Annotated in this window: 23 protein-coding genes; 10 read left to right on the top strand and 13 right to left on the bottom strand. The window is 47.7% G+C overall.

Annotated features, from left to right (window positions below; translation table 11 throughout):
* Nucleotides 1–52: 52 nt before the first annotated feature.
* From QZZ54_RS00825 to QZZ54_RS00815, 3 genes are all read left to right on the top strand, one after another.
* The gene (locus QZZ54_RS00825; protein WP_290697204.1) at nt 53–532 is read left to right on the top strand and encodes a universal stress protein; all 480 of its coding nucleotides are present in this window, start codon (nt 53–55) and stop codon (nt 530–532) included.
* A gap of 89 nt (nt 533–621) precedes the next feature.
* Nucleotides 622–1,179 (top strand): hypothetical protein, encoded by a 558-nt coding sequence (locus QZZ54_RS00820; RefSeq protein WP_290697201.1) that lies wholly within the window; start codon nt 622–624, stop codon nt 1,177–1,179.
* A gap of 98 nt (nt 1,180–1,277) precedes the next feature.
* Entirely contained in the window at nt 1,278–1,955 is a 678-nt protein-coding gene (locus QZZ54_RS00815; protein WP_290697198.1) for an SDR family oxidoreductase, read from the top strand.
* Between the two features lie 150 nt (nt 1,956–2,105).
* Here QZZ54_RS00815 and QZZ54_RS00810 read toward each other — a convergent pair whose 3' ends face one another.
* On the bottom strand, nt 2,106–2,936 hold the full coding sequence (locus QZZ54_RS00810; protein WP_290697197.1) for a phytanoyl-CoA dioxygenase family protein: 831 nt from the start codon (nt 2,934–2,936) through the stop codon (nt 2,106–2,108).
* An 82-nt stretch (nt 2,937–3,018) separates the two neighbouring features.
* Between QZZ54_RS00810 and QZZ54_RS00805 the strand changes: the two genes are divergently transcribed.
* Nucleotides 3,019–3,945, top strand: a complete 927-nt coding sequence (locus QZZ54_RS00805) for a LysR family transcriptional regulator (RefSeq protein WP_290697195.1) — start codon at nt 3,019–3,021, stop codon at nt 3,943–3,945.
* An 86-nt stretch (nt 3,946–4,031) separates the two neighbouring features.
* Here the strand turns inward: QZZ54_RS00805 and QZZ54_RS00800 are convergent, their stop codons facing one another.
* The gene (locus QZZ54_RS00800) at nt 4,032–5,024 is read right to left on the bottom strand and encodes a helix-turn-helix domain-containing protein (RefSeq protein WP_290697193.1); all 993 of its coding nucleotides are present in this window, start codon (nt 5,022–5,024) and stop codon (nt 4,032–4,034) included.
* A 108-nt stretch (nt 5,025–5,132) separates the two neighbouring features.
* Between QZZ54_RS00800 and QZZ54_RS00795 the strand changes: the two genes are divergently transcribed.
* A complete protein-coding gene (locus tag QZZ54_RS00795; RefSeq protein WP_290697191.1) occupies nt 5,133–5,717 on the top strand; it encodes a peroxidase-related enzyme in 585 nt (194 codons plus the stop codon).
* An 82-nt stretch (nt 5,718–5,799) separates the two neighbouring features.
* On the opposite strand, the gene QZZ54_RS00790 is transcribed toward QZZ54_RS00795, so the two are convergent.
* A complete protein-coding gene (locus tag QZZ54_RS00790) occupies nt 5,800–6,006 on the bottom strand; it encodes a hypothetical protein (protein WP_290697189.1) in 207 nt (68 codons plus the stop codon).
* Nucleotides 6,007–6,090: 84 nt separating this feature from the next.
* Nucleotides 6,091–6,879, bottom strand: a complete 789-nt coding sequence (locus QZZ54_RS00785) for a helix-turn-helix transcriptional regulator (protein ID WP_290697187.1) — start codon at nt 6,877–6,879, stop codon at nt 6,091–6,093.
* Nucleotides 6,880–6,979: 100 nt separating this feature from the next.
* Between QZZ54_RS00785 and QZZ54_RS00780 the strand changes: the two genes are divergently transcribed.
* Together QZZ54_RS00780 and QZZ54_RS00775 are read left to right on the top strand one after the other, a co-directional pair.
* Nucleotides 6,980–8,176, top strand: a complete 1,197-nt coding sequence (locus QZZ54_RS00780; RefSeq protein WP_290697184.1) for a YbfB/YjiJ family MFS transporter — start codon at nt 6,980–6,982, stop codon at nt 8,174–8,176.
* A gap of 114 nt (nt 8,177–8,290) precedes the next feature.
* Nucleotides 8,291–9,955, top strand: a complete 1,665-nt coding sequence (locus QZZ54_RS00775) for a formate--tetrahydrofolate ligase (RefSeq protein ID WP_290697181.1) — start codon at nt 8,291–8,293, stop codon at nt 9,953–9,955.
* 59 nt (nt 9,956–10,014) lie between these two features.
* On the opposite strand, the gene QZZ54_RS00770 is transcribed toward QZZ54_RS00775, so the two are convergent.
* The gene (locus QZZ54_RS00770; protein WP_290697178.1) at nt 10,015–10,941 is read right to left on the bottom strand and encodes a YeeE/YedE thiosulfate transporter family protein; all 927 of its coding nucleotides are present in this window, start codon (nt 10,939–10,941) and stop codon (nt 10,015–10,017) included.
* 179 nt (nt 10,942–11,120) lie between these two features.
* On the opposite strand from QZZ54_RS00770, the gene QZZ54_RS00765 reads away from it, so the two are divergent.
* From QZZ54_RS00765 to QZZ54_RS00755, 3 genes are all read left to right on the top strand, one after another.
* Nucleotides 11,121–11,729 carry a helix-turn-helix transcriptional regulator gene (locus QZZ54_RS00765; RefSeq protein ID WP_290697175.1) on the top strand — a complete coding sequence of 203 codons (609 nt, stop codon included), beginning with the start codon at nt 11,121–11,123 and terminating at the stop codon, nt 11,727–11,729.
* A 335-nt stretch (nt 11,730–12,064) separates the two neighbouring features.
* The gene (locus QZZ54_RS00760) at nt 12,065–12,994 is read left to right on the top strand and encodes an MBL fold metallo-hydrolase (protein WP_290697172.1); all 930 of its coding nucleotides are present in this window, start codon (nt 12,065–12,067) and stop codon (nt 12,992–12,994) included.
* A gap of 120 nt (nt 12,995–13,114) precedes the next feature.
* Nucleotides 13,115–14,722 carry an NAD(P)/FAD-dependent oxidoreductase gene (locus QZZ54_RS00755; RefSeq protein WP_290697169.1) on the top strand — a complete coding sequence of 536 codons (1,608 nt, stop codon included), beginning with the start codon at nt 13,115–13,117 and terminating at the stop codon, nt 14,720–14,722.
* Nucleotides 14,723–14,835: 113 nt separating this feature from the next.
* Here QZZ54_RS00755 and QZZ54_RS00750 read toward each other — a convergent pair whose 3' ends face one another.
* The 8 genes from QZZ54_RS00750 to QZZ54_RS00715 all read right to left on the bottom strand — a co-directional run bounded on the left by QZZ54_RS00750 (nt 14,836) and on the right by QZZ54_RS00715 (nt 22,548).
* Nucleotides 14,836–16,290 (bottom strand): NAD-dependent succinate-semialdehyde dehydrogenase, encoded by a 1,455-nt coding sequence (locus tag QZZ54_RS00750; protein ID WP_290697166.1) that lies wholly within the window; start codon nt 16,288–16,290, stop codon nt 14,836–14,838.
* Between the two features lie 10 nt (nt 16,291–16,300).
* Nucleotides 16,301–16,738 carry a thioesterase family protein gene (locus QZZ54_RS00745; RefSeq protein ID WP_290697163.1) on the bottom strand — a complete coding sequence of 146 codons (438 nt, stop codon included), beginning with the start codon at nt 16,736–16,738 and terminating at the stop codon, nt 16,301–16,303.
* A gap of 8 nt (nt 16,739–16,746) precedes the next feature.
* On the bottom strand, nt 16,747–17,907 hold the full coding sequence (locus QZZ54_RS00740; RefSeq protein ID WP_290697161.1) for an iron-containing alcohol dehydrogenase: 1,161 nt from the start codon (nt 17,905–17,907) through the stop codon (nt 16,747–16,749).
* Nucleotides 17,904–18,572: an ATP-binding cassette domain-containing protein gene (locus QZZ54_RS00735; protein ID WP_290697160.1), complete on the bottom strand. Its 669-nt coding sequence runs from the start codon at nt 18,570–18,572 to the stop codon at nt 17,904–17,906. Before QZZ54_RS00735 ends, QZZ54_RS00740 begins: the two co-directional genes overlap by 4 nt.
* Nucleotides 18,565–19,347: an ATP-binding cassette domain-containing protein gene (locus QZZ54_RS00730; RefSeq protein WP_290697159.1), complete on the bottom strand. Its 783-nt coding sequence runs from the start codon at nt 19,345–19,347 to the stop codon at nt 18,565–18,567. Before QZZ54_RS00730 ends, QZZ54_RS00735 begins: the two co-directional genes overlap by 8 nt.
* On the bottom strand, nt 19,344–20,282 hold the full coding sequence (locus tag QZZ54_RS00725) for a branched-chain amino acid ABC transporter permease (RefSeq protein ID WP_290697158.1): 939 nt from the start codon (nt 20,280–20,282) through the stop codon (nt 19,344–19,346). Before QZZ54_RS00725 ends, QZZ54_RS00730 begins: the two co-directional genes overlap by 4 nt.
* Nucleotide 20,283: 1 nt before the next feature.
* Entirely contained in the window at nt 20,284–21,180 is an 897-nt protein-coding gene (locus QZZ54_RS00720) for a branched-chain amino acid ABC transporter permease (protein ID WP_290697157.1), read from the bottom strand.
* A 78-nt stretch (nt 21,181–21,258) separates the two neighbouring features.
* Nucleotides 21,259–22,548, bottom strand: a complete 1,290-nt coding sequence (locus tag QZZ54_RS00715; protein ID WP_290697155.1) for an ABC transporter substrate-binding protein — start codon at nt 22,546–22,548, stop codon at nt 21,259–21,261.
* Between the last annotated feature and the right edge of the window lie 355 nt (nt 22,549–22,903).

Genomic DNA, 22,903 nt, shown 5'->3' with positions numbered 1-22,903 from the left:
GTAACAAAATTAACTAACAGTTAACGCTACAACAGGATTTATGGAGCACACTATGTCACTACCCGAGATCAAAACCATCCTCTATACCACCTCGCTGGGAAAGCATACCCGTCCGGTGTTTCGCCAAGCAGTGAAGATGGCCAGCCTTTATAAAGCTAAAATCATCATGTTGCACGTGGTAGAGCCCGTTGGTGAAACCGGCCAGGTGTTAATCCAGCAATACCTACCGAAAAACCTCATAAAAACTATCCATGAAGAGGGATTAAAAACAGTTAAAATGAATATGAAAGAGCGGGTTAAACAATTCTATCAGGATGAAATTGACCAACTTGAAGAGATACCGGAGATAGATATTGAGCAGTTTGTCGGCGAAGGCAATCGCTCCGACGTTATAGTTGAACTGGCCAATCAGGTTGATGCTGATCTGATTCTGATTGGTTCACATAACAGCTTTGGTCGTAGCAGCCGCACCACCCGACAAGTGATTAAATATGCAGAACAACCCGTGTTGGTGGTTCCGACTCGGAATTAACAGATTCCTGGCAGGATCTAAAGGAAATCATGCTTGAGAGTCGATCAGCCCGTAAAGTTTAAACACCGAATACAACTGAAGCCGTCAAAATGAATAAACAATATCAGAGCCTAATTAACCAATACATAAAAGCCAAAGATAACAGCAAGCCTCACTTAATGGATAAGGTATTTTCTGAGCAGGCATCACTGAAAATGGTTGTGCAGACAGATAATATTTCATTTCCGGCTGAGGTCAGTGGTGTGGATAAGATAACCCAGACGCTTGTTCTAGATTTCAACAACAGCTACGAGAATATCTATACCCTTTGCCTCACCGATACGGTTGATCAGCATCCGAACCGAAACCACCTCAATTGCCGTTGGCTGGTTTGCATGACGGAAAAATCATCGGGATCATTGCGGCTAGGCTACGGGGACTATCAGTGGGACTTCGAGGAAGGCACTTCAGGCTTTGCCCAGCTATTAACGATAACGATTGATAATATGGTTATTTTACCCGATGAGTTGCAGCCTGACGTATTGTCCTGGTTTGATGATCAACCATACCCATGGGTGCTCTCTTCAGAGCTACGGGCAACGATGCCAGACATCAAACTTTTAAACGATACTCTGCGGCCTCTTTATCAGACCAACGACAGTATTTGATAAGCTTAAAGTATGCAGCATTAAGGGGCCGATGGCTGGTTTTTCGCAGCGTTTCACTATGACGCCCCCAATATTCACAGAATAAGGAATCAGAGCAGATGCCTACAATATTAATTACCGGCGCGAATCGAGGTATTGGCCTGGCTCTGGCGCGATCATATGTACGCGATGGATGGCGTGTTTTTGCGACCAGCCGTAAGCCCGATAAGTCTCCAATTGAGGGTATTGAAACCCTGGCCCTGGACTTAACCTGTCCGGCATCAATCAAGGTGCTCAAGTTAAAGTTGGCCGATATTCCAATCGACATTCTCTGGAACAACGCGGGGGTCTATCTGGATAAAAATCAGGCCCTCGAACAGGTCGACAACCATGACTGGCTTCGCTCATTCGAAGTTAACTGCATCGCCCCTATCCGCATCGCAGAAGCCTTGGTGGAGAACGTTATTTTATCGGAACGAAAGGTGATTGCTTTCACTACCAGCAAGATGTCTTCACTCGCCGGTAATGGGGTAGGAGCGTATGCCTACCGCTCATCAAAGACGGCACTCAATATGGCCGTGCGCTGCTTTGAGCAAGACCATAAAGCTCAGGGAATCAGTTGCCTGCTTCTCCACCCAGGTCATGTCAGAACAGATATGGGAGGACCTGAAGGGGCTATCGACATAGACACCAGCGTTACAGGCATGCGAAAGCTAGTTGACCAGATTAACCCGACCTCTCGCACGGAGATGAGTAGAGGCATCTTTGATTACGACGGCAGCAACATCCCCTGGTAAGGGAGACAAAGTTGCAAGCCCATCCGCACCCTTTTGGTAAGGATTGGGCTGGTGGTTCGATTATTTTTCTATCGTTGTCTTAACCGCAAAGCATTGGTTCGCCTTACTAAGAAAATAACTTCACCCCCCAATTGTCCTCATTTAAACGCTTTAAGCAGTATAGAACTCAGGGAATATGGCATTATCCGCTGGATGACTGCCTGGCTTAACACGAACCTCTTCCGGGTTTACGCTTGGATCAGTACCGGGTCTGGGATCCCAGATTGAATCGTCACCCAACCAACGAGTTGAGAACGCTATACGATCCTGAGTGGTTGACTGGTTGCCTGCTGAACCGTGCAGGGTCCAGGCCGAGAATAGCAGAGCATCTCCCGGCTGAAGATCGAAACCGACAATATCGTAGTCTTCACGAGCCGCTTCGATATCGGGGCAGGGAATACCTTCACCTGTGCCAGTCCAGGTATTCTTTTTTACCCCTGATGCACCAAAGGCTTCAGGCAGATAAAACACATCATCCTTATGCGAGCCTTTAACGAACTCCAGACCGCTGCCGGCAACCGTTACGGGCGTCAGAGCCAACCAGATCGATGCAATCTGTTTACCCTTGAATGGCCAGTAGGGTACATCCTGATGCCAGGGCGTGGGGGTAGCCGTTTCTGCTTTCTTGATCAGTAAATGGTCAAAATAGAAACGGGAGGTTTGGCTCTGCATCGCTTGAGCAACTAAGCGGGCACAGCCAGAATTCTTGGCGTATTGATAAACCAGATCATTAGAGCGCCAAAGGTAGCGGTCGGTAAACATACGTCCCTTTTCAGCCCCTGGATTAGCGTCATTGCATAGTTCTCCAGGGTTATCTAGCTGATGTTTACCGAAGGCAATCAATTTCTCCACCCACTCAGGGTCGACAGCGTTGCGTACACAGACGACTCCATCTTGCTGATACTCGCGGATCTCGTCTTCAGTTAAATCTCTTTGGCTCATGTCAACTTCCTTTTTATTTATTGTTGACCCGACTATAGCGCTAACAATAGTATTGATTAAGTCGATAATACTGATACCTATTATGGAAAAATTTGATTACAGTGCGCTGAGCTTCAAAAGTCTCAAGACCCTAAAGCTTATCTATGAGCTAGGCTCCCTGACGGCGGCGGCGATTGAGCTTGGACAGAATCAACCAACCGTAAGCTATACGCTGGACCAAATGCGTGAAGCACTGCAGGATCCTCTCTTTGTCCGCTCTGGCCGGGGAGTAGCTCCTACTCGCCGCTGTCACCAGATAATGCCTGAGATTGATAGCCTGCTTAGGGGGATGTCTGAACTACTCCAGCCAGAGAACTTTGTGCCTTCGAATGCCACGTTGGATGTGACCCTCTCCTGTAATCAATATGAATTACAGGTGATCGTTCCAAGTTTAGTGCAACGGTTAAACAGGCTAGCACCTAATATCCGCATGACATTCATTCAATCCCATGTCAGCGGGCATCAACAACTGCAGCGCGGTCAGTGCGATCTGCTACTTTCGCCAGTCGTGCATGATTACGAAGCCCTCTATCAACGTGCACTGTTTCAGGACCGCTATGTTTGTTTAATGTCCGCAGAGCATCCATTGGCCAAGCAAGAGATCGGGCGCGATGAGTATATAGAGGCCAAGCATTTAGAAATTCATTATGAGGGGGGTTGGAAACCCACTTATTTGAACACCCCGGAGCTTCAAGGGGTAAGTTTAAATGTCGCTTTACGCCTGCCGAGTGTATCTAACTTCATTCCGACCATCGCCAGCACCAATCTGGTTATGACGTTGCCAGAACGCTTAGCAAAGCTGATTGGCGGGCCTATGCAGATTAAAGACCCTCCTTTTATCAGTCGCTTTGAGTTGTGCCTTTACTGGAACAAAATGACCCACCACTCGAAGGCCCATCAATGGTTACGTGAGCAGATAATCGAGGTCTGTAGCGAACTGGATTGCCCAGAATCAGCACTTTCACGATAAAGAGCGTCTGAATTAACCTCTCAGTATTAAACCCCAGATAAGCGCATGCTTAAAAGGGTACTCGGCTTAATAAAACTAAGAGGGGCTTATCCTGCTTCTTGTTGATGTTTCTGGCGGTAGCTACTGGGAGAGAGTCCTAATTCCTTATTAAATAACCGGCGCAATGAACTCTGGCTGCTATAACCGACCCTCTCCACGATCTGCTCGATGCTGAGACTGGTTGTTTCCAGTAGCAACTTAGTTTGCTCCAGCCTAATTCGCTGGTGGTAGTCGGATAGGTTAATACCGTTCGCTTTTTTAAACCGACGCGACAGCGTTCTCAAACTGACCGAGTGTCTCTTTGCCAGCTCTTCCATATTCAATTTCTGAGATATATCTCTTTGTAATTGACTCTCAACCGCCAGAACCAGACTATCCTGATGGTCCGTTTGCTCCTGCATGAACAGGTACGGTGACGCGAAACTTTTCGAAGCGTCGATTAACATAGTCCGCGCGGCATTCTGGGCTAGCTGTCTTCCTACCTGCTGCTCAACAATCGTCAGCATAACGCTCAGGTTTGCGGTCATCGAGCCGGTACAGTACGTACCTTCATTTTTAACCAGTAACTGATCAGCTCGATGTTTAACCCCTGGATAGCGATTACAAAAGAGTCCGCCAAGCCACCAGGCTGTTGTTGCATCTTTCCCTTCCAGCCCCCCGGTTTCAGCCAATAAAAACACCCCGCTACAATTAGCAGCGATCACTGTTTTTTGCTGCACCCTGCGTTGCAACCAATGTCTCTCATTGTCGAGGCTTTTGAGATTTTTAAGGAGTGATTTAGCATCCATGTGATGAATACCTGGCACCACAATCAGGTCCGCCTGAGGAGCATCTTCCAGAGAAGAGTCCACCATTAAGCGCATGCCATTTGAACAGGTTACAGGCTCTCCTGTGAGCGATACCAACCGACAATTGTACAGATCGGTGTCTTCTCCGCGCTGCTGCTTCCATATCGTATTGGTAACATTAAACACATCAAAGGGTGAGCTCAGGCCAGAGGCTTGGCATCCATCAAATGCTAATCCGAGTATTTGGTACATATTGTCCTAATTCGCGCGCTAATTGGCAGCTTTATGTCTCATTTTTGTCGATAGTGATAGGTAGACTAACCCACGAGTTATTAAAAATGAAGCCAAAGGTGATCACAAATGAGCCAATTACCAATAAGCCGCTATCCTGTCCCCGACCTGGATTCTTTACCCGAAGATATTCTTTCTCGTATCTTAGCGGTGCAGGAGAAGGCACGTTTTATCCCCAATGTATTTTTGACACTCGCACATCGTCCTGAAGAATTTAGAGCGTTCTTTGCCTATCACGATGCCATTATGGATCGCGAAGGAAGCACCCTTAGCCCGACTGAAAAAGAGATGATTGTCGTTGCCACCAGCGCTGCAAATGGCTGCCAATACTGCGTTGTAGCTCATGGAGCTCTGCTGCGTGCCTATTCTAAAGCGCCACAATTAGCAGATCAGATAGCGATAAACTATCTCCATGCACCCATAAACGAGAAGCAAAAAGCGATGCTAGCATTTGCTCTTAAGCTGTCACGGACTCCGGAATTAGTCGCACAGTCAGATTATGACCAGCTCAAGACCCATGGCTTTGACGATGAGGATATTTTAGACATCGCAGGCGTTACGGCATTCTTCGGGTTATCAAATAGAATGGCCATCGTTACTAACATGCAAGCCAACAGTGAATTCTATACGATGGCGCGCGAGCCGAGGTCTTAATCTGCGGTACTAACAAAACACATGGACGTGTTCATGAGCCTTTGAAAAACACCAAGAGATCATGTTTTAAATTCTGTCTCGTTCACTTTTCTAACGCTTGTAGCTTTTTGATATAAGCCTTCTGTGAAGCTAGGTTTAACTGGTCTACCTGATTCTGTATCTGCATTTTTACGTTTGCTTTTGCCTCTGCTGAATAAAGGCTATAGAGGACATAATTCACACCCAGCGATAAAACAAACAGCAGTGCGAGAACAATAACCGCATCTAAATTCAGCTCAAACTTTTTCAACTCAGCATCCCTCAAAAGCTAACTCTATAAATTTCTGCCAAAACAGTAACACAAGCATGATTGTTGAAGATATGAACTCAATCCCTATCTGTTTTGCTTTCTATACTGTGCGGGACTGAGACCAAACTTCTCCCTGAACATATAGATAAAAGGGGAAGCAGAGCTGTAGCCAAGTTCTAAAGCGATCGCGGTAATATTCTGACCCGTATTCAGTAGTTCGATTGCCTGCATCAGCCGTAACTGTTGGCGCCACTGTTTCAGCGACATGCCGGTTTCCCGACGAAAACGGCGGTCTAGTGTCCTTAGTGACACCGCCAGCGAACCTGCCAACTGTTCTGACGTTTCGCTGCTGTCTGATTGTTCATAAAGCTGATTACAAAGGTTAATAAGATCGCCACTTATCGGCCAGGGAAGATGCTGGTCATCCCTTTCCAGACGGCTCAGTGATTGGAGCAGCAACTGCACCAGATCATTCTCATAGCCTTGGAATGGATACTCAGCCTCAATACCGGCAGCCGCCAATATAAGCTCCCGCATTAATGGCGTAATCTGTAGCACTGAAGCTCTGTCTGAGGCGAGCCCCTGATAGCTCGATTCAATATAAAGACTTTTCAGATCAGCACCATACCCTGTGTACACGCTGTGCTGACAGCCACTGGGCAACCAGATCGCCTGTTCCGGTGGGATAAAGTAGCGCTCGCCGATCAGGTCCACCACCAGCACACCGGAAACGGCATACAACAACTGATGCCAATCATGTCGGTGAGGTGGAAAATGGTGACCCGCGGGCATCACCTCCTGCCGGACATAGAGTTCTCGAGGCAAGGACTCCATCGTCAACAGACTGAGTTCGTGGGCAGAATCGGATGTCATAACTTACTGTCTGGTTTTATATACATTCTGTCATTTTATAGAAAGACAACAAAAACTACACCCGTTAATCTATAGATCTCTACAAATTTGAGAATTTAGCATGCCCGAAATCAGTAAATTCCGAATGCTACTGACCTGTGTTTTAGGGGTAGTCGCGACCATCGGCATCGCCCGTTTTGCCTACACTCCGATGATTCCTGAAATGGCCCGGGGAACAGGGATGAGTGAATCGGTCGCCGGCTATCTGGCTGCCGCTAACTATGCAGGGTATCTCAGTGGCGCATTGCTGATCTCTTTTATCCACAGTCTGGCGCTAAAAGCCCGCCTGTATAAAGTTGGACTGCTAACCGCTGTATTGACCAGCATGGCGATGGCACTGACCACGCTAGAGCCAATTTGGTATCTGCTGCGTTATCTGTCGGGCTTGAGCAGTGCCGCCGGCATGCTACTTGGCGGTGGTTTACTGATGCACTGGCTAATGAAACGTAACCATAAAGCTGAACTCGGCATCTTTTTTTCAGGCTTAGGCATCGGCATCGTTATCACGGCTATTCTTGCCGTTATCATCAAAGATAACTTCAGCTGGGACCAACAGTGGCTGGTGTATAGCGCAGTTACCTTAGTATTAATCATACCTGTATGGTTCTGGCTACCCGATTTCAGTGTTGAACAGCCTCTGGCTAAACACTGCACAAAACACAGTTCTCTGCCTTCAAGCTTTATGCCGGTGCTACAGCTGGCCTATTTCTGCGCCGGGGCCGGTTATGTTATCTCGGCTACCTTCCTGATTACGATTGCCGAGAGCATCGAAGCATTAGCAGGACAAGGCTGGATGATCTGGCTGGTTGCCGGAATCAGTTGTGCTCCAGCGAGCGCCCTATGGGATAAAATCATCAACACCACCGGCCAGTGGCAAGCGCTGTTTATTGCCTACTTCCTTAACGCCCTGAGTATACTGATTCTGCTGCTCAGCCAGGATTTAGCCGCCGTCATTCTCAGCGCATTGATCTATGGTGCCAGTTTTATCGGCATCGTCAGCATGATGCTGTCGATGGTTGGACGCCTATTCCCTGACAACCCATCAAAACCGATGAGTCGACTAACCTTCAGTTATGGTATCGCTCAGGTCATCGCTCCCGCTATCGTGGGCTATATGGCAGAGTATTACGGTAACTTTAACAACGGTCTGATTTTGACGCTGGTTATCATGCTGGCCGGCAGCATTGCCTTAATTGTCGCCCAACGAATTGAACACCAAGCAGCACTACCCACTGCATCGTTAAGCAATCAAGCTTAATGACTTCAACACTCAACATCAGAAAATAAAATCACTGTATAGATTGACTCTGCCCCTATTTATTCCCATGTTTAATGAACAGTAGCGAAATAACTGATCACTAAGGAGCCTGTTATGGCCACAGATGTCGAGATCGCTCTACAGTTCAGCCCCCTGCCTATTGCTGAAATCAGTGAGAAACTGGGAATTGATAGTGACTACCTCCACCCTTATGGTCGGGATATCGCCAAGGTAGATCTAAAGGCGCTAACCCAGAACAATAGGAAACCAGGCAAGCTAATTCTTGTTTCTGCTACGACACCCACCCCCTCCGGGGAAGGTAAAACCACCACAACGATTGGTCTGGCTCAGGCGTTTTCACAGCTGAACGAGTCGGTATGCATGGCGCTACGTGAACCCTCGCTAGGGCCTTGCCTCGGAATGAAAGGGGGAGCGACTGGCGGGGGCTATAGTCAGATAATGCCTGCCGACCGCATCAATCTGCACTTTACCGGTGATTTTCATGCCATCACCAGCGCTAATAACCTAGTGTCGGCAGCCCTCGATAACCACATCTACCAGGGCAACTTGTTAGGCATCGACCCCCGGCAGATTGTCTGGCGCCGGGTTATGGATATGAACGACCGCAGTCTGCGCAACATCGTCCTCGGCCTCGGCGGAAAGATGCAGGGAATTCCGCGGGAAGGCGGCTTCGATATTACCGCCGCCTCAGAAGTGATGGCGATGCTCTGCCTGGCCGAAAACGCTGAGGATCTGAAACAGCGTCTTGATCGCACTTTGATCGGCTATACCTATGCGAGCGAGCCGGTTTATGCCGCACAGTTACAGATTACCGGGGCGATGATGGCGCTGTTACGGGATGCGCTACAACCCAATCTGGTACAAAGCTTTGAGGGCACTCCAGCCTTTGTTCATGGAGGCCCTTTTGCCAACATCGCTCACGGGTGCAACAGCGTTATCGCTACCCGGATGGCGATGCAGTATGCAGACTGGGCAATCACTGAAGCGGGTTTCGGCTTCGATCTGGGCGCCGAAAAGTTCTTCGATATCAAATGCCGAGTAGCGAATTTAGATCCGGATGCAGTGGTGCTGGTAACCACCGTTCGGGCATTAAAAATGCACGGTGGTAAGCTGAAAAACACCTTGGAAGCCGAAGATCTTACAGCGGTGACACAAGGGTTGGGGAATCTGGATAAGCACATTGAAAGTGTCGCGATATTCAATAAGCAACCCGTGGTGGCGCTTAACCGATTTGCCACCGACACCGATGCAGAAGTAGCGATTATTCGTAATCGCTGTCTCGAACATGGCGTCGCCTTTGCGGAAACAACCCACCATGCCGATGGCGGTAAAGGGGCCATTGAACTGGCCAAAGCAGTTATCAATTCAGTAACACAGAACAAACCCTTTAAACCTCTATATAGCCTGGATTTAACCGTATTAGAGAAGGTACGAGCTGTATGTAAAACGATGTATGGTGCAGATGATGTCGCCTTTACAAAAGATGCAGAGAAAGATCTCAAGCTAGTTCAACAACTGGGTCTGACCCATCTGCCTGTGTGTATCGCCAAAGCCCCAAGTTCACTGTCAGATGACCCGGAGCTTCATGGCAGACCACGGGACTTTGAAGTGACCGTTCGGGCGATTCAGATTAATGCCGGAGCAGGCTTTCTGGTGATTCTGACCGGCAAGATCATGCGTATGCCCGGACTTCCAAAGGAACCGGCAGCCAACAGTATCCAGCTTTTGCAAAGCGGTGTGATTGAGGGGCTGGAATAGGGCCCCATCTCCTTCACTTTTCCAGTCTTTATCTATGCTTTTAAAAAAGATAGTGATAGTTAGCAGCTTCTATCTTCTACAGAAATATATTTCGCATCGATCTTCAATCCCAGAAAGATGCCTATCAACATAGATACTACAGTCACAAAACCAGACGGAGAGAATGCGGGCAGGGCAAGCAGTAGCTGCGAATCATTGCCTCCCATTGCCAGGGCAGCACCCAGCCCCATCAAAACGCCCGCCAGCAAATGTATCAACCAGACGTTCCACCGTGGGGAGCGGAGATCAAACTGTTTAATCCGCCATGCCGCGAGAATCATACCGCCGAGCAAAGCGAGTAACAGATAGTATCTTGGCGATAGCGGCCATCGTGTACTCTCACCATGTAAAACCGCAGCGCTCAGATCATGAAGCAGACCACTAGGCGTCCAGCCGGGCTCATATAAGAAAAGAAAACTAGCTAGCAGGCCTATTCCCATCATGCCAAGCCAGAGCTTTTTACGTAATTTGTCCCCCAGCAGAGCCCAGACAGTGATAGCGACAGACAGAATAGAGAGGGCAGCATAGGCCGGTATTGATGGCGCAGGTAGCTCAGTGACGGCGGTATCTATCTCTAAATTCGCCAACGCACACCAACCAATAATCCAACCCGTCAGAGTAGCCAGCATCTGCAAATTGCCACGTGATAGTTTGCTCAGCGTCGATACCCCACAGCCCTGATTAAAGGCGGTACCCAAACCAAACAACAAGCCACCCAGAGCAAACCAAACGTTGGCCTCATATACTTTAAACGGTGGTGCGTTACCCATAAAGATAGCAGTAGATGCTGCCACCCAAGCCCACACTCCTGACAAAAGAATCGCCAGCATGAACATCGGATTGCCCCCTAGCCACTCTTTTATACCCCGTACCATGCACAGACCAGTGCTTTGAGCCAGATAGCCAAGCAGAACAGCCAACATCAACGCGCCAAGGAAAAGAACCATTATATTTCACCTTTATAGGCTTTTAACCATAATAGCCTAGACTGATTTCTAGCTGAAAAGTGAACATTGAAGTCAGTATAGTCATACAGGCGAGTCAAATAACCACACTAATCCTGCGTCTAAAGGATACTTTATCCCCTGATTGAATCCTGTAATGTCTAAAGTTCACAAGAAGTACAATGGGTAAGTTTCTGATGAGTGACTGGCCTTTTTTAATACAGACATACCGTAAAGAGAATGGACTAAAGCAAGATGCTCTGGCCTATCTTCTTAGTGTCGACCAAACAACCATCTCACGCTGGGAGCGGGGTAAAGATACTCCATCACTGGCTATTCAAAAGCGCTTGCGCGACCTATTTCTGACCAAAGAGGACAGCGCCTTGGTTGCGGCAACTCGGATGGTTCGATCTGCGTTTGGTCGAGCAACCATCACGATACCCGGCACCAAAATAATCGAGCTTTCAGACAGCTACGCCGAGCGCTTTCAAGCCAGTCGTAACGATATGAAAGGTGCCCTTATACGGCACTTTGTCGGGGACGATTTTTACGAAAGGTACATGGTGCCAGTGGGGGATATAGGGATCTACAGTGGGGAAATTGCCCGTGTCGATTATGTAGCTCCCGTAACCTTCGATGATGGATCTTCCGGTTATAGCCAATCGTCCGTGGTTCCGGTTTTTAGCTCTGGTGCGGTCTATACAGTGTCACAAAGCCAGTTTATAAGTGAACAAATATTCCAAAGTCGCCCCCCTGTTCGGATATACCGTTTTGATGAATTGATTGATTAGGAGCTTAATTCCATGATCACCTCTGCACGCTGTACAAACAAATTATTAATGCCAGCTCTGTGCTGTGTATTAGCTGTCTGGATAGTCACACCAGCTTTTATTCAGCTCGGCGAAAAACTGATTCAGGTAGGCGAACAGTTTATTCAGGATACAAACAAAAGCCCTCAGATCCACGTACAGCCTTCTCTCTGTATGACATCTGCCAGCTAATTCTGTTGCTGCCGGTCACACTGAATAATGGGTTCCACCTAAAAACACCTGCGAAATTTATTGTTTGAAATAAAGTACTGCTGAAAAATAAAGTCATCGTTTTGCTTTATTGAGGAAGTGCTGAAATGAAAACATTCATAAAACAACTATGCGTAATAGCAGCAACACTGCTCTGGATTCAAACGGCGCAGGCCGTCAATAAACTCACCCAACTATCAGAAAATGCCTATGTCTTTTTAGGCACAGCCGATTACTCACCCAATAACAGTTATGGCGCAAATGCAGGTGTTATTATTGGCGACAAATCGGTTTTGGTCATCGATACACAGATATCTTCGCTGCGGGCTCAGGAGTTTATTCAGGCGATTCGTGAAATTACTGACAAACCCATTCACTATGTTTTAAATACCCATTTTCATTCGGACCATACCTTTGGCAACGCTGACTTTTCAGCATTAGGCGCAACCATCATTTCTCATCAGATGGCTGATATTTATATGAAGAAGTGGTCACAGAAGATTTTAGACAATGGCTGGTCAGGACTGACCGCCGATCAGGCACAAGGAACCCGTATTACCTATCCAGATATGACATTTCAAGACAAGTTGGTTATCGATTTAGGCGGTATTAAACCCGAAATTGTTTTCCACACCCACTCACATACTCAAGGGAGTGCATTTGTCCATTTGCCGGAACAGGAAATCGTCTTTGCCGGTGATGTTTTATTCAATGACTACCATCCAAATATGGGTGCCTCCGACGTGGCCGGCTGGGTTAAAACGCTTGATCTGATAAGCTCGCTGAACGCTAAAACAATTGTGCCTGGCCATGGAGAGCTCTCGGCAAATCAAGACCTGGTTGAATTGCGCAGCTATCTCCTATTTTTCGATGAAAAGGCAAAGCAGTTTGCTGAAGTGTCCGATGACCGGAAAGAAGTACAACTAAAACTTCTAAAGGTATTGCCCCATCGGGCCCATGGTGAGAGCGCCATAAACTCCAGCCTAAAGTGGAAATATATGCGCAAGCCTGCAGCAGCAAGCAATACAAAAAAATAGGGTACAAAGCCTCATCAAACTCTTCGGCATCCACCGCAGAAATACAGTAAAATGCCCCCTTTACTATAGCTAAGTAACTTATGAGCGGTTTTCGCCGCTCTTTTTTCGGGCTTTTATCAGATGATACGTCTTTCAAATATTAAACTGCCGCTGGATCATGATGAGCAGGCTTTTACTGATACCATTTTAACGACTCTCGACATAACAGCAGAGCAGTTAACCACTGTAGAGATTCGTCGTCGCGGCTACGATGCCCGTAAAAAGAACAGCATATTCCTGATCTATACTCTCGATGTCGACACCACTATTAACGATGAGTTACTGGAAAAGCACGCGGGGAATCAATCGATTCGCCTCACTCCGGATATGGAGTACAAGTTCGTTGCTCAGGCACCGACCGATCTGCAAGAACGCCCATTAGTGATCGGTTTTGGTCCCTGCGGTCTGCTGACAGGTCTTGTACTGGCACAGATGGGTTATAAACCCTTGATCATTGAACGGGGTAAAGAGGTACGCGAACGGACTAAAGACACTTTTGGCTTCTGGCGACAGAAAAAGCTGAATACCGAATCCAACGTTCAGTTTGGTGAGGGCGGCGCAGGTACTTTCTCCGATGGTAAACTCTGGACACAGATTAAAGATCCAAAACAGTACGGCCGTAAAGTCCTGACCGAGTTTGTCGAAGCCGGCGCGCCGGAAGAGATTATGTATGTTAGCAAGCCCCATATCGGTACTTTCAGACTGGTATCGATGGTAGAAAAGATGCGCGCTAAAATTATCGAGATGGGCGGAGAGATCCGTTTTAGCGCCCGGGTAGATGATCTACATATCGAAGAGGGCCAGGTAACCGGCATTACCCTGGCGGATGGCGAAATTATCAAATCTAATCATGTCGCCCTGGCCATAGGTCATAGCGCACGTGATACCTTCCAAATGCTGTTCGACAAAAATGTTTATATGGAAGCCAAACCATTCTCTATCGGTTTCCGAATCGAGCACGAGCAATCACTGATTGATCAGGCCCGTTTCGGTAAAAATGCTGGCCACCCTATTCTTGGCGCAGCCGATTATAAGCTGGTACATCACTGTAAAAGTGGCCGTTCAGTTTACAGTTTCTGTATGTGCCCGGGCGGTACTGTCGTTGCTGCAACGTCAGAGGAAGGCCGGGTGGTTACCAACGGTATGAGCCAGTACTCCCGTCAGGAACGCAATGCCAACAGCGCAATTGTGGTGGGGATCGATCCTTCCGATTATCCCGGCAACCCATTAGCCGGGATAGACCTTCAGCGTCAGTTAGAGAGTAACGCTTACCTCATGGGCGGCGAGAATTACGATGCTCCAGCCCAGAAAGTGGGAGATTTTCTTAAAGGCGCTTCATCTGAAGAGATCGGTACGGTTAAACCTTCATTCAAGCCAGGCATTAAGCTGACCGATCTCTCCAAGGCGCTACCCGATTTCTGTATTGAGGCGATCCGTGAAGCGATCCCTGAATTTAACAAGAAGATCAAAGGCTTTGCCAAGAGTGATGCACTACTAACCGGCGTTGAAACACGTACATCTTCACCGGTCTCGATCAAGCGCGGCGATGATATGCAAAGTATTAACACCCGTGGTTTATACCCTGCGGGAGAAGGGGCCGGTTACGCCGGTGGTATTATGTCCGCAGCGATCGACGGTATTAAAATAGCCGAAGCGATCGCACTGAGCATTAATGAGCAGCAGGGGTAATTCAAAAAACGCTGTAGTGCCGTATAGTAACTATGTCTATAGGCAAAAAAAGGCCCCTGTAAAAGGGGCAAGTCTCAACAAAGAAAAACTAGCAAGTACTTATCAAAACCCAATCAACTCACACCCATACAAAGATATTTAAGCTCTACATAGTCATCGATACCGTACTTCGAACCTTCCCGACCTAGGCCAGACTCTTTGATACCTCCGAAAGGTGCCACCTCGGTGGAGATAAGGCCTTCATTTATGCCTACCATACCGTACTCAAGCGCTTCTGATACTCGCCATATGCGGCCAATATCCCGGGCATAGAAATATGCAGCCAGTCCAAACGGCGTGTCATTTGCCATTCCAATAACTTCATTTTCTGACTCAAAACTAATCAACGTAGCAACCGGACCAAAAATTTCCTCCTGAGCAATCCGCATAGTGTTATCAACATTGCTTAGTATGGTCGGACGATAACCGTTAGTAACGCCTTCGAACTGCTCTCCACCGGTGAGTATCTTTGCACCATTAATTAGCGCATCCGCAACCAGAGCCTGTACTTTATTAAGTGCCCGCTCGTCGATTAATGGGCCAATGGTGACATCTTGTTCAAAACCATTACCGACCGTCAGCGCTTCTACAGCAACAGAGAATTTCTCAGTAAAGGCATCGTAAACACCCGACTGTACAAATATTCTATTAGTGCAAACACAGGTTTGCCCTGCATTGCGAAACTTTGAAATGATGGCGCCAACTACCGCGGCATCGAGATCGGCATCATCAAACACGATAAAGGGTGCATTGCCTCCCAGCTCAAGGGAAACCTTTTTAACATTGCTGGCACACTGTTCTGCTAATAGCTTGCCAACAGGTGTAGAGCCAGTAAACGAAAGTTTACGTACGCGAGAATCTGAACAGAGCACACGGCCCACTTCTGGCGCATTGGTTGACGTTATGACATTAAACACTCCGTCAGGAAAGCCAGCCTCTTGTGCCAATTTAGCTAAAGCGAGCGCCGACAAGGGCGTAAGCTCAGAAGGTTTAATAACCACCGGGCAGCCCGCCGCAAGCGCAGGCGCTACTTTGCGGGTAATCATAGCGATAGGGAAGTTCCAGGGAGTAATCGCTGCCGCAACGCCAATTGATTGTTTTACCACCAACAAACGCTTATCACGGCCATGGGCAGGAATAATATCGCCATAAAGTCGCTTAGCTTCTTCGGCAAACCACTCAACAAAAGAGGCTCCGTAAAGCACTTCACCGCGTGCCTCATTGACGGGTTTACCTTGTTCCGTCGTCATAATTTTCGCGAGATCATCCTGCGCTTCAATAATCAGATCAAACCAGCAACGTAATACAGCACTGCGCTCCTTACCCGTTCGGGCTCGCCATCCGGCCCATGCATCGTTTGCAGCGCTAATAGCCTTGGTCACATCCTCAGCATCAAGATCGGCTACTTCCGCGATAGTGTCCCCGGTTGCAGGGTTCTTAACAAGAAACAGTTTGCCATTCTCAGCACCACACCACTGCCCGTTGATGAATGATTGAGACTGCAGCAAGTCAACATTATTTAGTTCCATGAAAGCCTCCTCAGACTGAGAGTTGTTCTAAGGTTTCACGTAGATCAGCAGGTAGAGATACCGGCCGCTGAGTCGCACGGTCAACATACACATGAATAAAATACCCCTGCGCTGACGGTTTATCCTGCCCCTCGAGAAACAGGCCAATCTCGTAGCGAACGGAACTATTGCCCAAGCGGGTTACCGCTACACCAGCGATGATGTCATCGGGGAAAGCAATGCTGCTGTAGTACTTACACTGAGTCTCGACAACCAGTCCTATAACCTCACTGTTATAAATATCCAACACACCCTGATCGATCAGATACTTGTTCACTGCCGTATCAAAATAACTGTAGTACTGCACGTTATTAACATGCCCGTATACATCGTTATCCATCCACCGGGTTGGGATAGTAATAAAATACGGGTAGTCCGCACGGGTTTCCAACTTTGTTAAATCAGACATATTATTCCTCACCAAGCCGCTTGATAGATTGCCAGTGCATCATCGATGCTGACTTCTCGTGGATTATTGACCAACAAACGCGTCTGCTTCATTGCGTCTTCCGCTAACTTTGGTATTGCAGACTCCGGAATATCGTAATCCCGTAACCGGTCTTTAATGCCTAGAGAAACGTTAAGCTCAGCCAAGGCATCAATAAATGCATTACTTCGGTCTTCGCTATTTTCTATAGCCCTTAATTCAGGAAAGACCAGCGGCGCCAAAGCAGCATAAAGATCGGCACAAACAACTTGGTTAAAACGCATCACATGAGGCAGAACCAAGGCATTTGTCAGTCCGTGGGACAAGTGATAGATCCCACCAAGGGGATAAGCCAACGCATGAACAGCCGCAACCGGTGAATTTGCAAACGCCTGGCCTGCCAGCATTGAGCCCAGCAGCATGTTAGAGCGGACCTCAAGGTTGCGACCATCAGTGATCGCAGCCTGAATATTTCCTCCTAGTAAAACCAGTGCTTCTTTAGCGACAGCATCGGAAATCAGGTTATGGTTTGGGTTATGCGAAGTGTATGCCTCAATAGCATGTACCATGGCATCAACTCCCGTTGTCGCAGTTACTATGGGCGGCAGCCCTAAGGTCAGTTCTGCATCTAGTAAAGCAAGATCCGGTAGTAGTTGATCCGAAACAACTCCCTTCTTCTCTCCCTCACCGACGGTGATAATAGCCACAGCGGTAACTTCAGAGCCAGTACCTGCGGTCGTAGGAATCTGAATCAGTGGTAATCTACGCCCCTTAACAAGGTTTACCCCATAAATATCCTCTAGAACTTCCTCCCCTTTGGCCAACAGTGCGACCAGTTTAGCCACGTCCATAGAGGAGCCGCCACCCAAACCGATTACACCGTCAACCCCTTCAGCGATCGCCTGTCCGGTAGCGGCTAATACAATAGATTCAGCTGGATCAGCTTCTACCTTGTCGAAAATAATCGGCTCTATAGCGGCAGCTTTAAGCACATCTATGACAGGCTGGAGCAACCCAGCATTAACAATACCCTGATCAGTCACAATCAAAACTCGCTTACCTACAACTCGCAGGCAGATGTCACCTAACTCTTTGACCGCACCGGGCTTACAAATAAACTGCTTAGGGAAATTAAAAACGAAACTGTTCATGCTACTTCTCCATTAATCTGCTTTGGTGCTGAGACGGCACCTCGTTCGATGGTGTAAACCTGGTCAACCAGATCAGCTGAATGACTATAATCAGACTCTGAAATCAGCACTGTCAGTCCCTCATCTTTCAGGGTGTGCAATACACTGGCTAAGCGGCGCGATAGCGCCGGAGCAACGCCTTCGAAAGGCTCATCAAGTAACAGCAGATGGCTACCACTCATCATCGCCCGGGCCAGAGAAACCAGCTTCTGCTGTCCGCCAGAAAGCTGAAGTGCTTTACGATCGGCGAACGCCTCAACTTCAGGCATAAGTTCATATACCCAGGCAAGCCTGGCCTCTGCTTCAGGTAGTTTGTTTGCCCATGCAGGAATTAGAATATTTTCTTCGACCGTCAATGTTGGGACTAACTGACGATCTTCTGGCATATAGCCAACTTTTGACTGAGAACGAAAGTGTGGAGCTAAAGCGGTCATATCCTGACCTTCAATGATGATGCTGCCGGATGATGGAGTAAGTAGCCCCATCACTGTGCGCATCAGAGTGGTCTTGCCTGCGCCATTTCGCCCGATAAGACCCACCAGCACACCAGATTCAATGTGCATATTTACATCGCGTAAAATAGGTGTTCCCGCAATATAGGTGTTGATAGATGAAAGTTTAAGCATGGGCCACCTCCCGCTTATAATCGATTTCAAGGTGATGTCCGGTAACCAACTCTTTCACTTTTTCATTGTCCATAACCTCTGCAACCGGACCATCTGCCAACACTCGTCCGTCATAGAAAGCGATTAAGCGAGTTGAATAACGAGCGATAACCTCCATATCATGTTCAACAAACAACACCCCTGCTCCCGATTTACGTACCGCCTGCATAACGGTATCCATCAGGTCGAATTTATCGTCGATAGCAACACCTGAGGTGGGCTCATCTAACAGAAGGACTTCCGGCTCACGGAGCATTGCCAGCGCTATATCCAGCAACTTCCTTACCCCTTGCGGCAACGTCATCACCTTTTCGGGCAGGTAGCTCTCAATGCCATACTCTTGAAGCAAGTTTTCAGCCTGTTTAATACTGTTTCCTGTCGCCAAAGGACGAAACATTGGCAGTACTCGATGCTGCATTAGCCCGTAAGCGATTAAAACGTTATCCAGTACCGTCAATTCAGGAAACAACTGCGCCACCTGAAAAGAACGGCATATCCCTGCCCGCATAACCTGACGTGGATTCTTCCCTACAATACTTTTACCCTTGAACAATATGTCGCCACTGCTAGGCTGCAGATATCCAGTCACCATATTGATAAACGTGGTTTTACCCGCACCGTTTGAACCTATTACACCGACGATCTCTCCCGCATTGATGCTGACATCAATATCTGCGGCGGCTGTCACTGCTCCGAAGTTTCGAGCTAATGAGCGTGTTTCTAATAAAGCACTCATGACGTCTTCTCCTTAGTGAAACGCTCGACCAGAGACCAAACACCTTTTGGCAGGTAAAGAATGATAGCCAGCAGTGCAATACCCAAAATCATCTGCCAGGTATAAGGCGATATCTGAAACGCATAGGTTCTGATCAATTCGAACAAAACGGCCCCAATCACAGGCCCGGCAACATGGCCCGTTCCCCCCATGAGCGCAATGAATACAAACTCTCCGGATGTGGTCCAATAGGCCATTTCCGGGTCAATGTGGCCTGCAGCCAGAGCGGTTATCCCTCCTCCCAGTCCGGCCATCGCCGCTGCTAAAAGATATTTAATGTAGATAATTCGGCGTACAGAAGAGCCTAGATATTCAACTCTTATTTCATTCTCACGCACCGCCTCGCCTGCGTAGCCCATAGGGGAACGGAGGTAGTTCCATACAAAAATACCGACGACAGTCACCGCCGTTACTGCTAACCCGTATGCCATCAATGGCCCTGGCTCGCCAGTCGGAGTCCAGCCAAATAGCAATGGTGGCTTAACATTAAAACCATCAGAGGAACCGAACGCTGAACTCTTAACCAGAACGCCGTAAAGAATCATTGAAAATGCCATAGAAAACATAGCAAAAAATATGTCCCGATAGCGGCATAACAGAAGGCCTATAACCGCGGCTAATGCGACACACACAACAACCGCTATAAGCATCAGAAACAGCGCATTCTGGGTTTCCAGATAGTCCCCTGCGACACCTACACAATAGGCCCCGAGACAGTAATAAAGCCCCTGACCAAATGACACTAGGCCCGCCTTCATCAACAGTAACAACCCCATGACAACCAGCCCTTTAGCCAGTGCCAGCGTCAAAAGAAAGGTCAACCAACCGGGCATCACCATGCCTGCAGCCATAACTGCAACACCTGCGCCAAGCACAAGCAGCGTTGAATTTCTCATATTAAATTTTCCTTGCAGTAGCAATGGCAAACAAACCCTGAGGTCTAAAGGCAAGTACTAAGCCCATAACGCCATAAATAACGAATAGCTCTGCCTCTGGGTAAAGATGAACGGCCGCAGAACGGGCCAGACCGACAATAAGAGCCCCCATAAGCGCACCACCAACACTGCCTAAACCGCCAATAACAACCACAGCAAAAGCCAGAATAATGACTTCAACACCAATACCCGGCATCACGGAGATACCGGGGGCTGTCAGAGAACCTGCAAGCGCACCCAGTACGGCACCAATAACAAAGGTTATTGAAAACATTTTTGTGACATTGATTCCCAGAAAAGCAGCGGTATCACGATCATGAATAACCGCTTGTAGAAGCTTGCCTTGACGCGTCCGATTAAGTCCCCACCACAACAAGAAGCATATGCTTGCGGCGACGAAAATCAGCGCAATGTCATAATTGGCAAATGAGATGCCCGCCATTTTTGTGCGGCCGAGAAGTGTATAAGGCTGATACGCAAAATAAGCATCAACGCCCCAGATCAGCTTAATCACATCTTCCAGGATTAATAAAATGGCATAGGTCACCAGAATCATGACCACTTCATCACGCCCATACATGATTCTTAGTAAACCACGTTCGATCAGGATCCCGACCAGAGCACCGCTAACAATTGCGGCACCCAGCAACATCAAATAAGCACCCCAGGGTGGATAACCACCGGCAAGATAAAAACCTACTAACGAGGCTCCTGAATAAGCGCCTATGGCGTAGAAACTACCATGAGCCATATTAAGAATTCTCATCACACCATAGATGAGCGTTAGACCTGCAGCGATTATAAACAGCCAGGATGCGTATATAACGCCATCCATCAACATCGCAATTACCAGTTTCATCGATATAGCTCCTGATTTAACTGACAGAGAAAGAGAAGAGGCCCGGTAGCAATGAGCTACCAGGCCAACATGAGATACTTAATTACATTTAGCGCCAGGCATCCCTTTTTCAATCCATTCAATCGAAGACATACCTTCAGGTGGGTTTACACATGCAGCCGGATAACGGCGAACATCAGTCACTGATGGCTCTCCGCTTTTATGAGAATAACGTCCGTATACCATCTCCATAGAAGCCTGATGACCATTCCCCATATTCATTGAGACTGTGCCACCAGGACCTTCATACACAAGGTTCTCGAATGCTGAAACGACATCCTCGGTGGTAGGCTGACCTTTTACCTTTTCAGCCGCTTTTTCTGTTGCCAGTTTCAGACCAAAAATACCCTGAACCATTTTATAAGCGGGGTAGGTTGGTGCTGTTTCAAAACGAGCGATATAAGCTTCACGGAACCAACGATTAAGCGCATTATCCGGCGCATAAATACCGAATGGCCCACGCCCTCCTAGAATAGTTCCTTCAGGAATCTGGCCTTCCAGACGATACATAGCACTTTCACCGGTGGTCAGCACTGCGGTCTGATCTTCAAACAATCCTCGTGCAGAGCCCTGTAGCAGGAAGGCTTCCATATCGCCACCCCAGAACGAGGAGTGAATAACGTTAGCCGAATTAACCATAAGCGCTGAAATCTCAGCCCCATACTGTCCCGCATAAATTTTCGGGAATTGCTTAGTGGTAACTTCAACATTTGGGATCAGTTTGTTTAGCGACCCATTGAAGTCAGCCCATGATTCATGACCAAAAGAGTAGTTCTGGTTTATACCTGAAACGGAATCCAACTTTGGAAACATCTCCTTGATATAGTGAGAGGCGGCTACATTATCCATCGTTGCGGTAGGACCGGTGCGAAACACATACTGATAACTACTATCTTCAAATACTCGAGGTGTTCCGCAATCAAATAGCACAGTCAATGTCTTTAGCTCTTCAGCTACGGCTGGCACCGCTAAACAATCCCCAGATGAGATATAACCGACTACCGAGTCAACTCCTTGACGCTCAACAAGATTACGTAACTCAGAAGCCTGCTTGGTGGCTCCACCGGCTTCATCTACATATACCGGTTTAATGGTACGGCCGTTTATGCCTTTCATGTTATAGGGTGCAGGAAGGCCTCCTGCATTCAGGGTCTCCAACACTAAATCAGCAGCATTCTTAGCAGGAACGCCAAAAGGACCTGCCGCACCACCTGAAAGAAAAGTAACCAGACCTAATTTATACTCATCGGCGGCTAGTACCGGTTGAGCAACCGCCGAAGCGACAAGCAACCCAGCTAAAGTGGACTTTTTAACAAAGGATGTGATCATTAATTTTCGCCTTCTCATTTTTTTGTCGTTGTTAGTTAGGGGCGATACACTGGCCTTCAAATGAAGAATGGGGAACGACTTCTCTATCGCTCTTTGCATTGCCCTGAAGCATATATTGCAACCTACATACCAAGAGAGAGGAATAGACGTAACCATTTGTTTAAAAAGAATTTATTATTATTTCGGCGTCGAGAAACATATAAAAAAGATCGAATTCCGATCAACTGTGAGCGCCGCGGATGCGCTGCTTCCGATCAGAAATAGATACGAAGAATTACAACGTTGTAAGCCTGTTATTAAAGATTACTCAACGTAAAGTAATACGCCGAGCTGAGCCTAATGCTCTAGAGGAGGT

This window comes from Amphritea sp., assembly GCF_016744155.1.
In the GTDB taxonomy this organism is placed as follows: Bacteria; Pseudomonadota; Gammaproteobacteria; order Pseudomonadales; family Balneatricaceae; genus Amphritea.
This window is presented reverse-complemented; position numbering and strand designations above follow the sequence as displayed.

Excerpts from the sequence above, each read along its gene's own strand:
- QZZ54_RS00765 (WP_290697175.1), top strand. The coding sequence starts at position 11,121 with ATGGGTAAGTTTCTGATGAGTGACTGGCCTTTTTTAATACAGACATAC.
- QZZ54_RS00755 (WP_290697169.1), top strand. The coding sequence starts at position 13,115 with ATGATACGTCTTTCAAATATTAAACTGCCGCTGGATCATGATGAGCAG.
- QZZ54_RS00785 (WP_290697187.1), bottom strand. The coding sequence starts at position 6,879 with ATGACATCCGATTCTGCCCACGAACTCAGTCTGTTGACGATGGAGTCC.
- QZZ54_RS00720 (WP_290697157.1), bottom strand. The coding sequence starts at position 21,180 with ATGAAACTGGTAATTGCGATGTTGATGGATGGCGTTATATACGCATCC.
- QZZ54_RS00775 (WP_290697181.1), top strand. The coding sequence starts at position 8,291 with ATGGCCACAGATGTCGAGATCGCTCTACAGTTCAGCCCCCTGCCTATT.
- QZZ54_RS00735 (WP_290697160.1), bottom strand. The coding sequence starts at position 18,572 with ATGCTTAAACTTTCATCTATCAACACCTATATTGCGGGAACACCTATT.
- QZZ54_RS00780 (WP_290697184.1), top strand. The coding sequence starts at position 6,980 with ATGCCCGAAATCAGTAAATTCCGAATGCTACTGACCTGTGTTTTAGGG.
- QZZ54_RS00750 (WP_290697166.1), bottom strand. The coding sequence starts at position 16,290 with ATGGAACTAAATAATGTTGACTTGCTGCAGTCTCAATCATTCATCAAC.
- QZZ54_RS00795 (WP_290697191.1), top strand. The coding sequence starts at position 5,133 with ATGAGCCAATTACCAATAAGCCGCTATCCTGTCCCCGACCTGGATTCT.
- QZZ54_RS00730 (WP_290697159.1), bottom strand. The coding sequence starts at position 19,347 with ATGAGTGCTTTATTAGAAACACGCTCATTAGCTCGAAACTTCGGAGCA.
- QZZ54_RS00820 (WP_290697201.1), top strand. The coding sequence starts at position 622 with ATGAATAAACAATATCAGAGCCTAATTAACCAATACATAAAAGCCAAA.
- QZZ54_RS00760 (WP_290697172.1), top strand. The coding sequence starts at position 12,065 with ATGAAAACATTCATAAAACAACTATGCGTAATAGCAGCAACACTGCTC.
- QZZ54_RS00725 (WP_290697158.1), bottom strand. The coding sequence starts at position 20,282 with ATGAGAAATTCAACGCTGCTTGTGCTTGGCGCAGGTGTTGCAGTTATG.
- QZZ54_RS00745 (WP_290697163.1), bottom strand. The coding sequence starts at position 16,738 with ATGTCTGATTTAACAAAGTTGGAAACCCGTGCGGACTACCCGTATTTT.
- QZZ54_RS00805 (WP_290697195.1), top strand. The coding sequence starts at position 3,019 with ATGGAAAAATTTGATTACAGTGCGCTGAGCTTCAAAAGTCTCAAGACC.
- QZZ54_RS00715 (WP_290697155.1), bottom strand. The coding sequence starts at position 22,548 with ATGATCACATCCTTTGTTAAAAAGTCCACTTTAGCTGGGTTGCTTGTC.
- QZZ54_RS00810 (WP_290697197.1), bottom strand. The coding sequence starts at position 2,936 with ATGAGCCAAAGAGATTTAACTGAAGACGAGATCCGCGAGTATCAGCAA.
- QZZ54_RS00825 (WP_290697204.1), top strand. The coding sequence starts at position 53 with ATGTCACTACCCGAGATCAAAACCATCCTCTATACCACCTCGCTGGGA.
- QZZ54_RS00740 (WP_290697161.1), bottom strand. The coding sequence starts at position 17,907 with ATGAACAGTTTCGTTTTTAATTTCCCTAAGCAGTTTATTTGTAAGCCC.
- QZZ54_RS00770 (WP_290697178.1), bottom strand. The coding sequence starts at position 10,941 with ATGGTTCTTTTCCTTGGCGCGTTGATGTTGGCTGTTCTGCTTGGCTAT.
- QZZ54_RS00800 (WP_290697193.1), bottom strand. The coding sequence starts at position 5,024 with ATGTACCAAATACTCGGATTAGCATTTGATGGATGCCAAGCCTCTGGC.
- QZZ54_RS00815 (WP_290697198.1), top strand. The coding sequence starts at position 1,278 with ATGCCTACAATATTAATTACCGGCGCGAATCGAGGTATTGGCCTGGCT.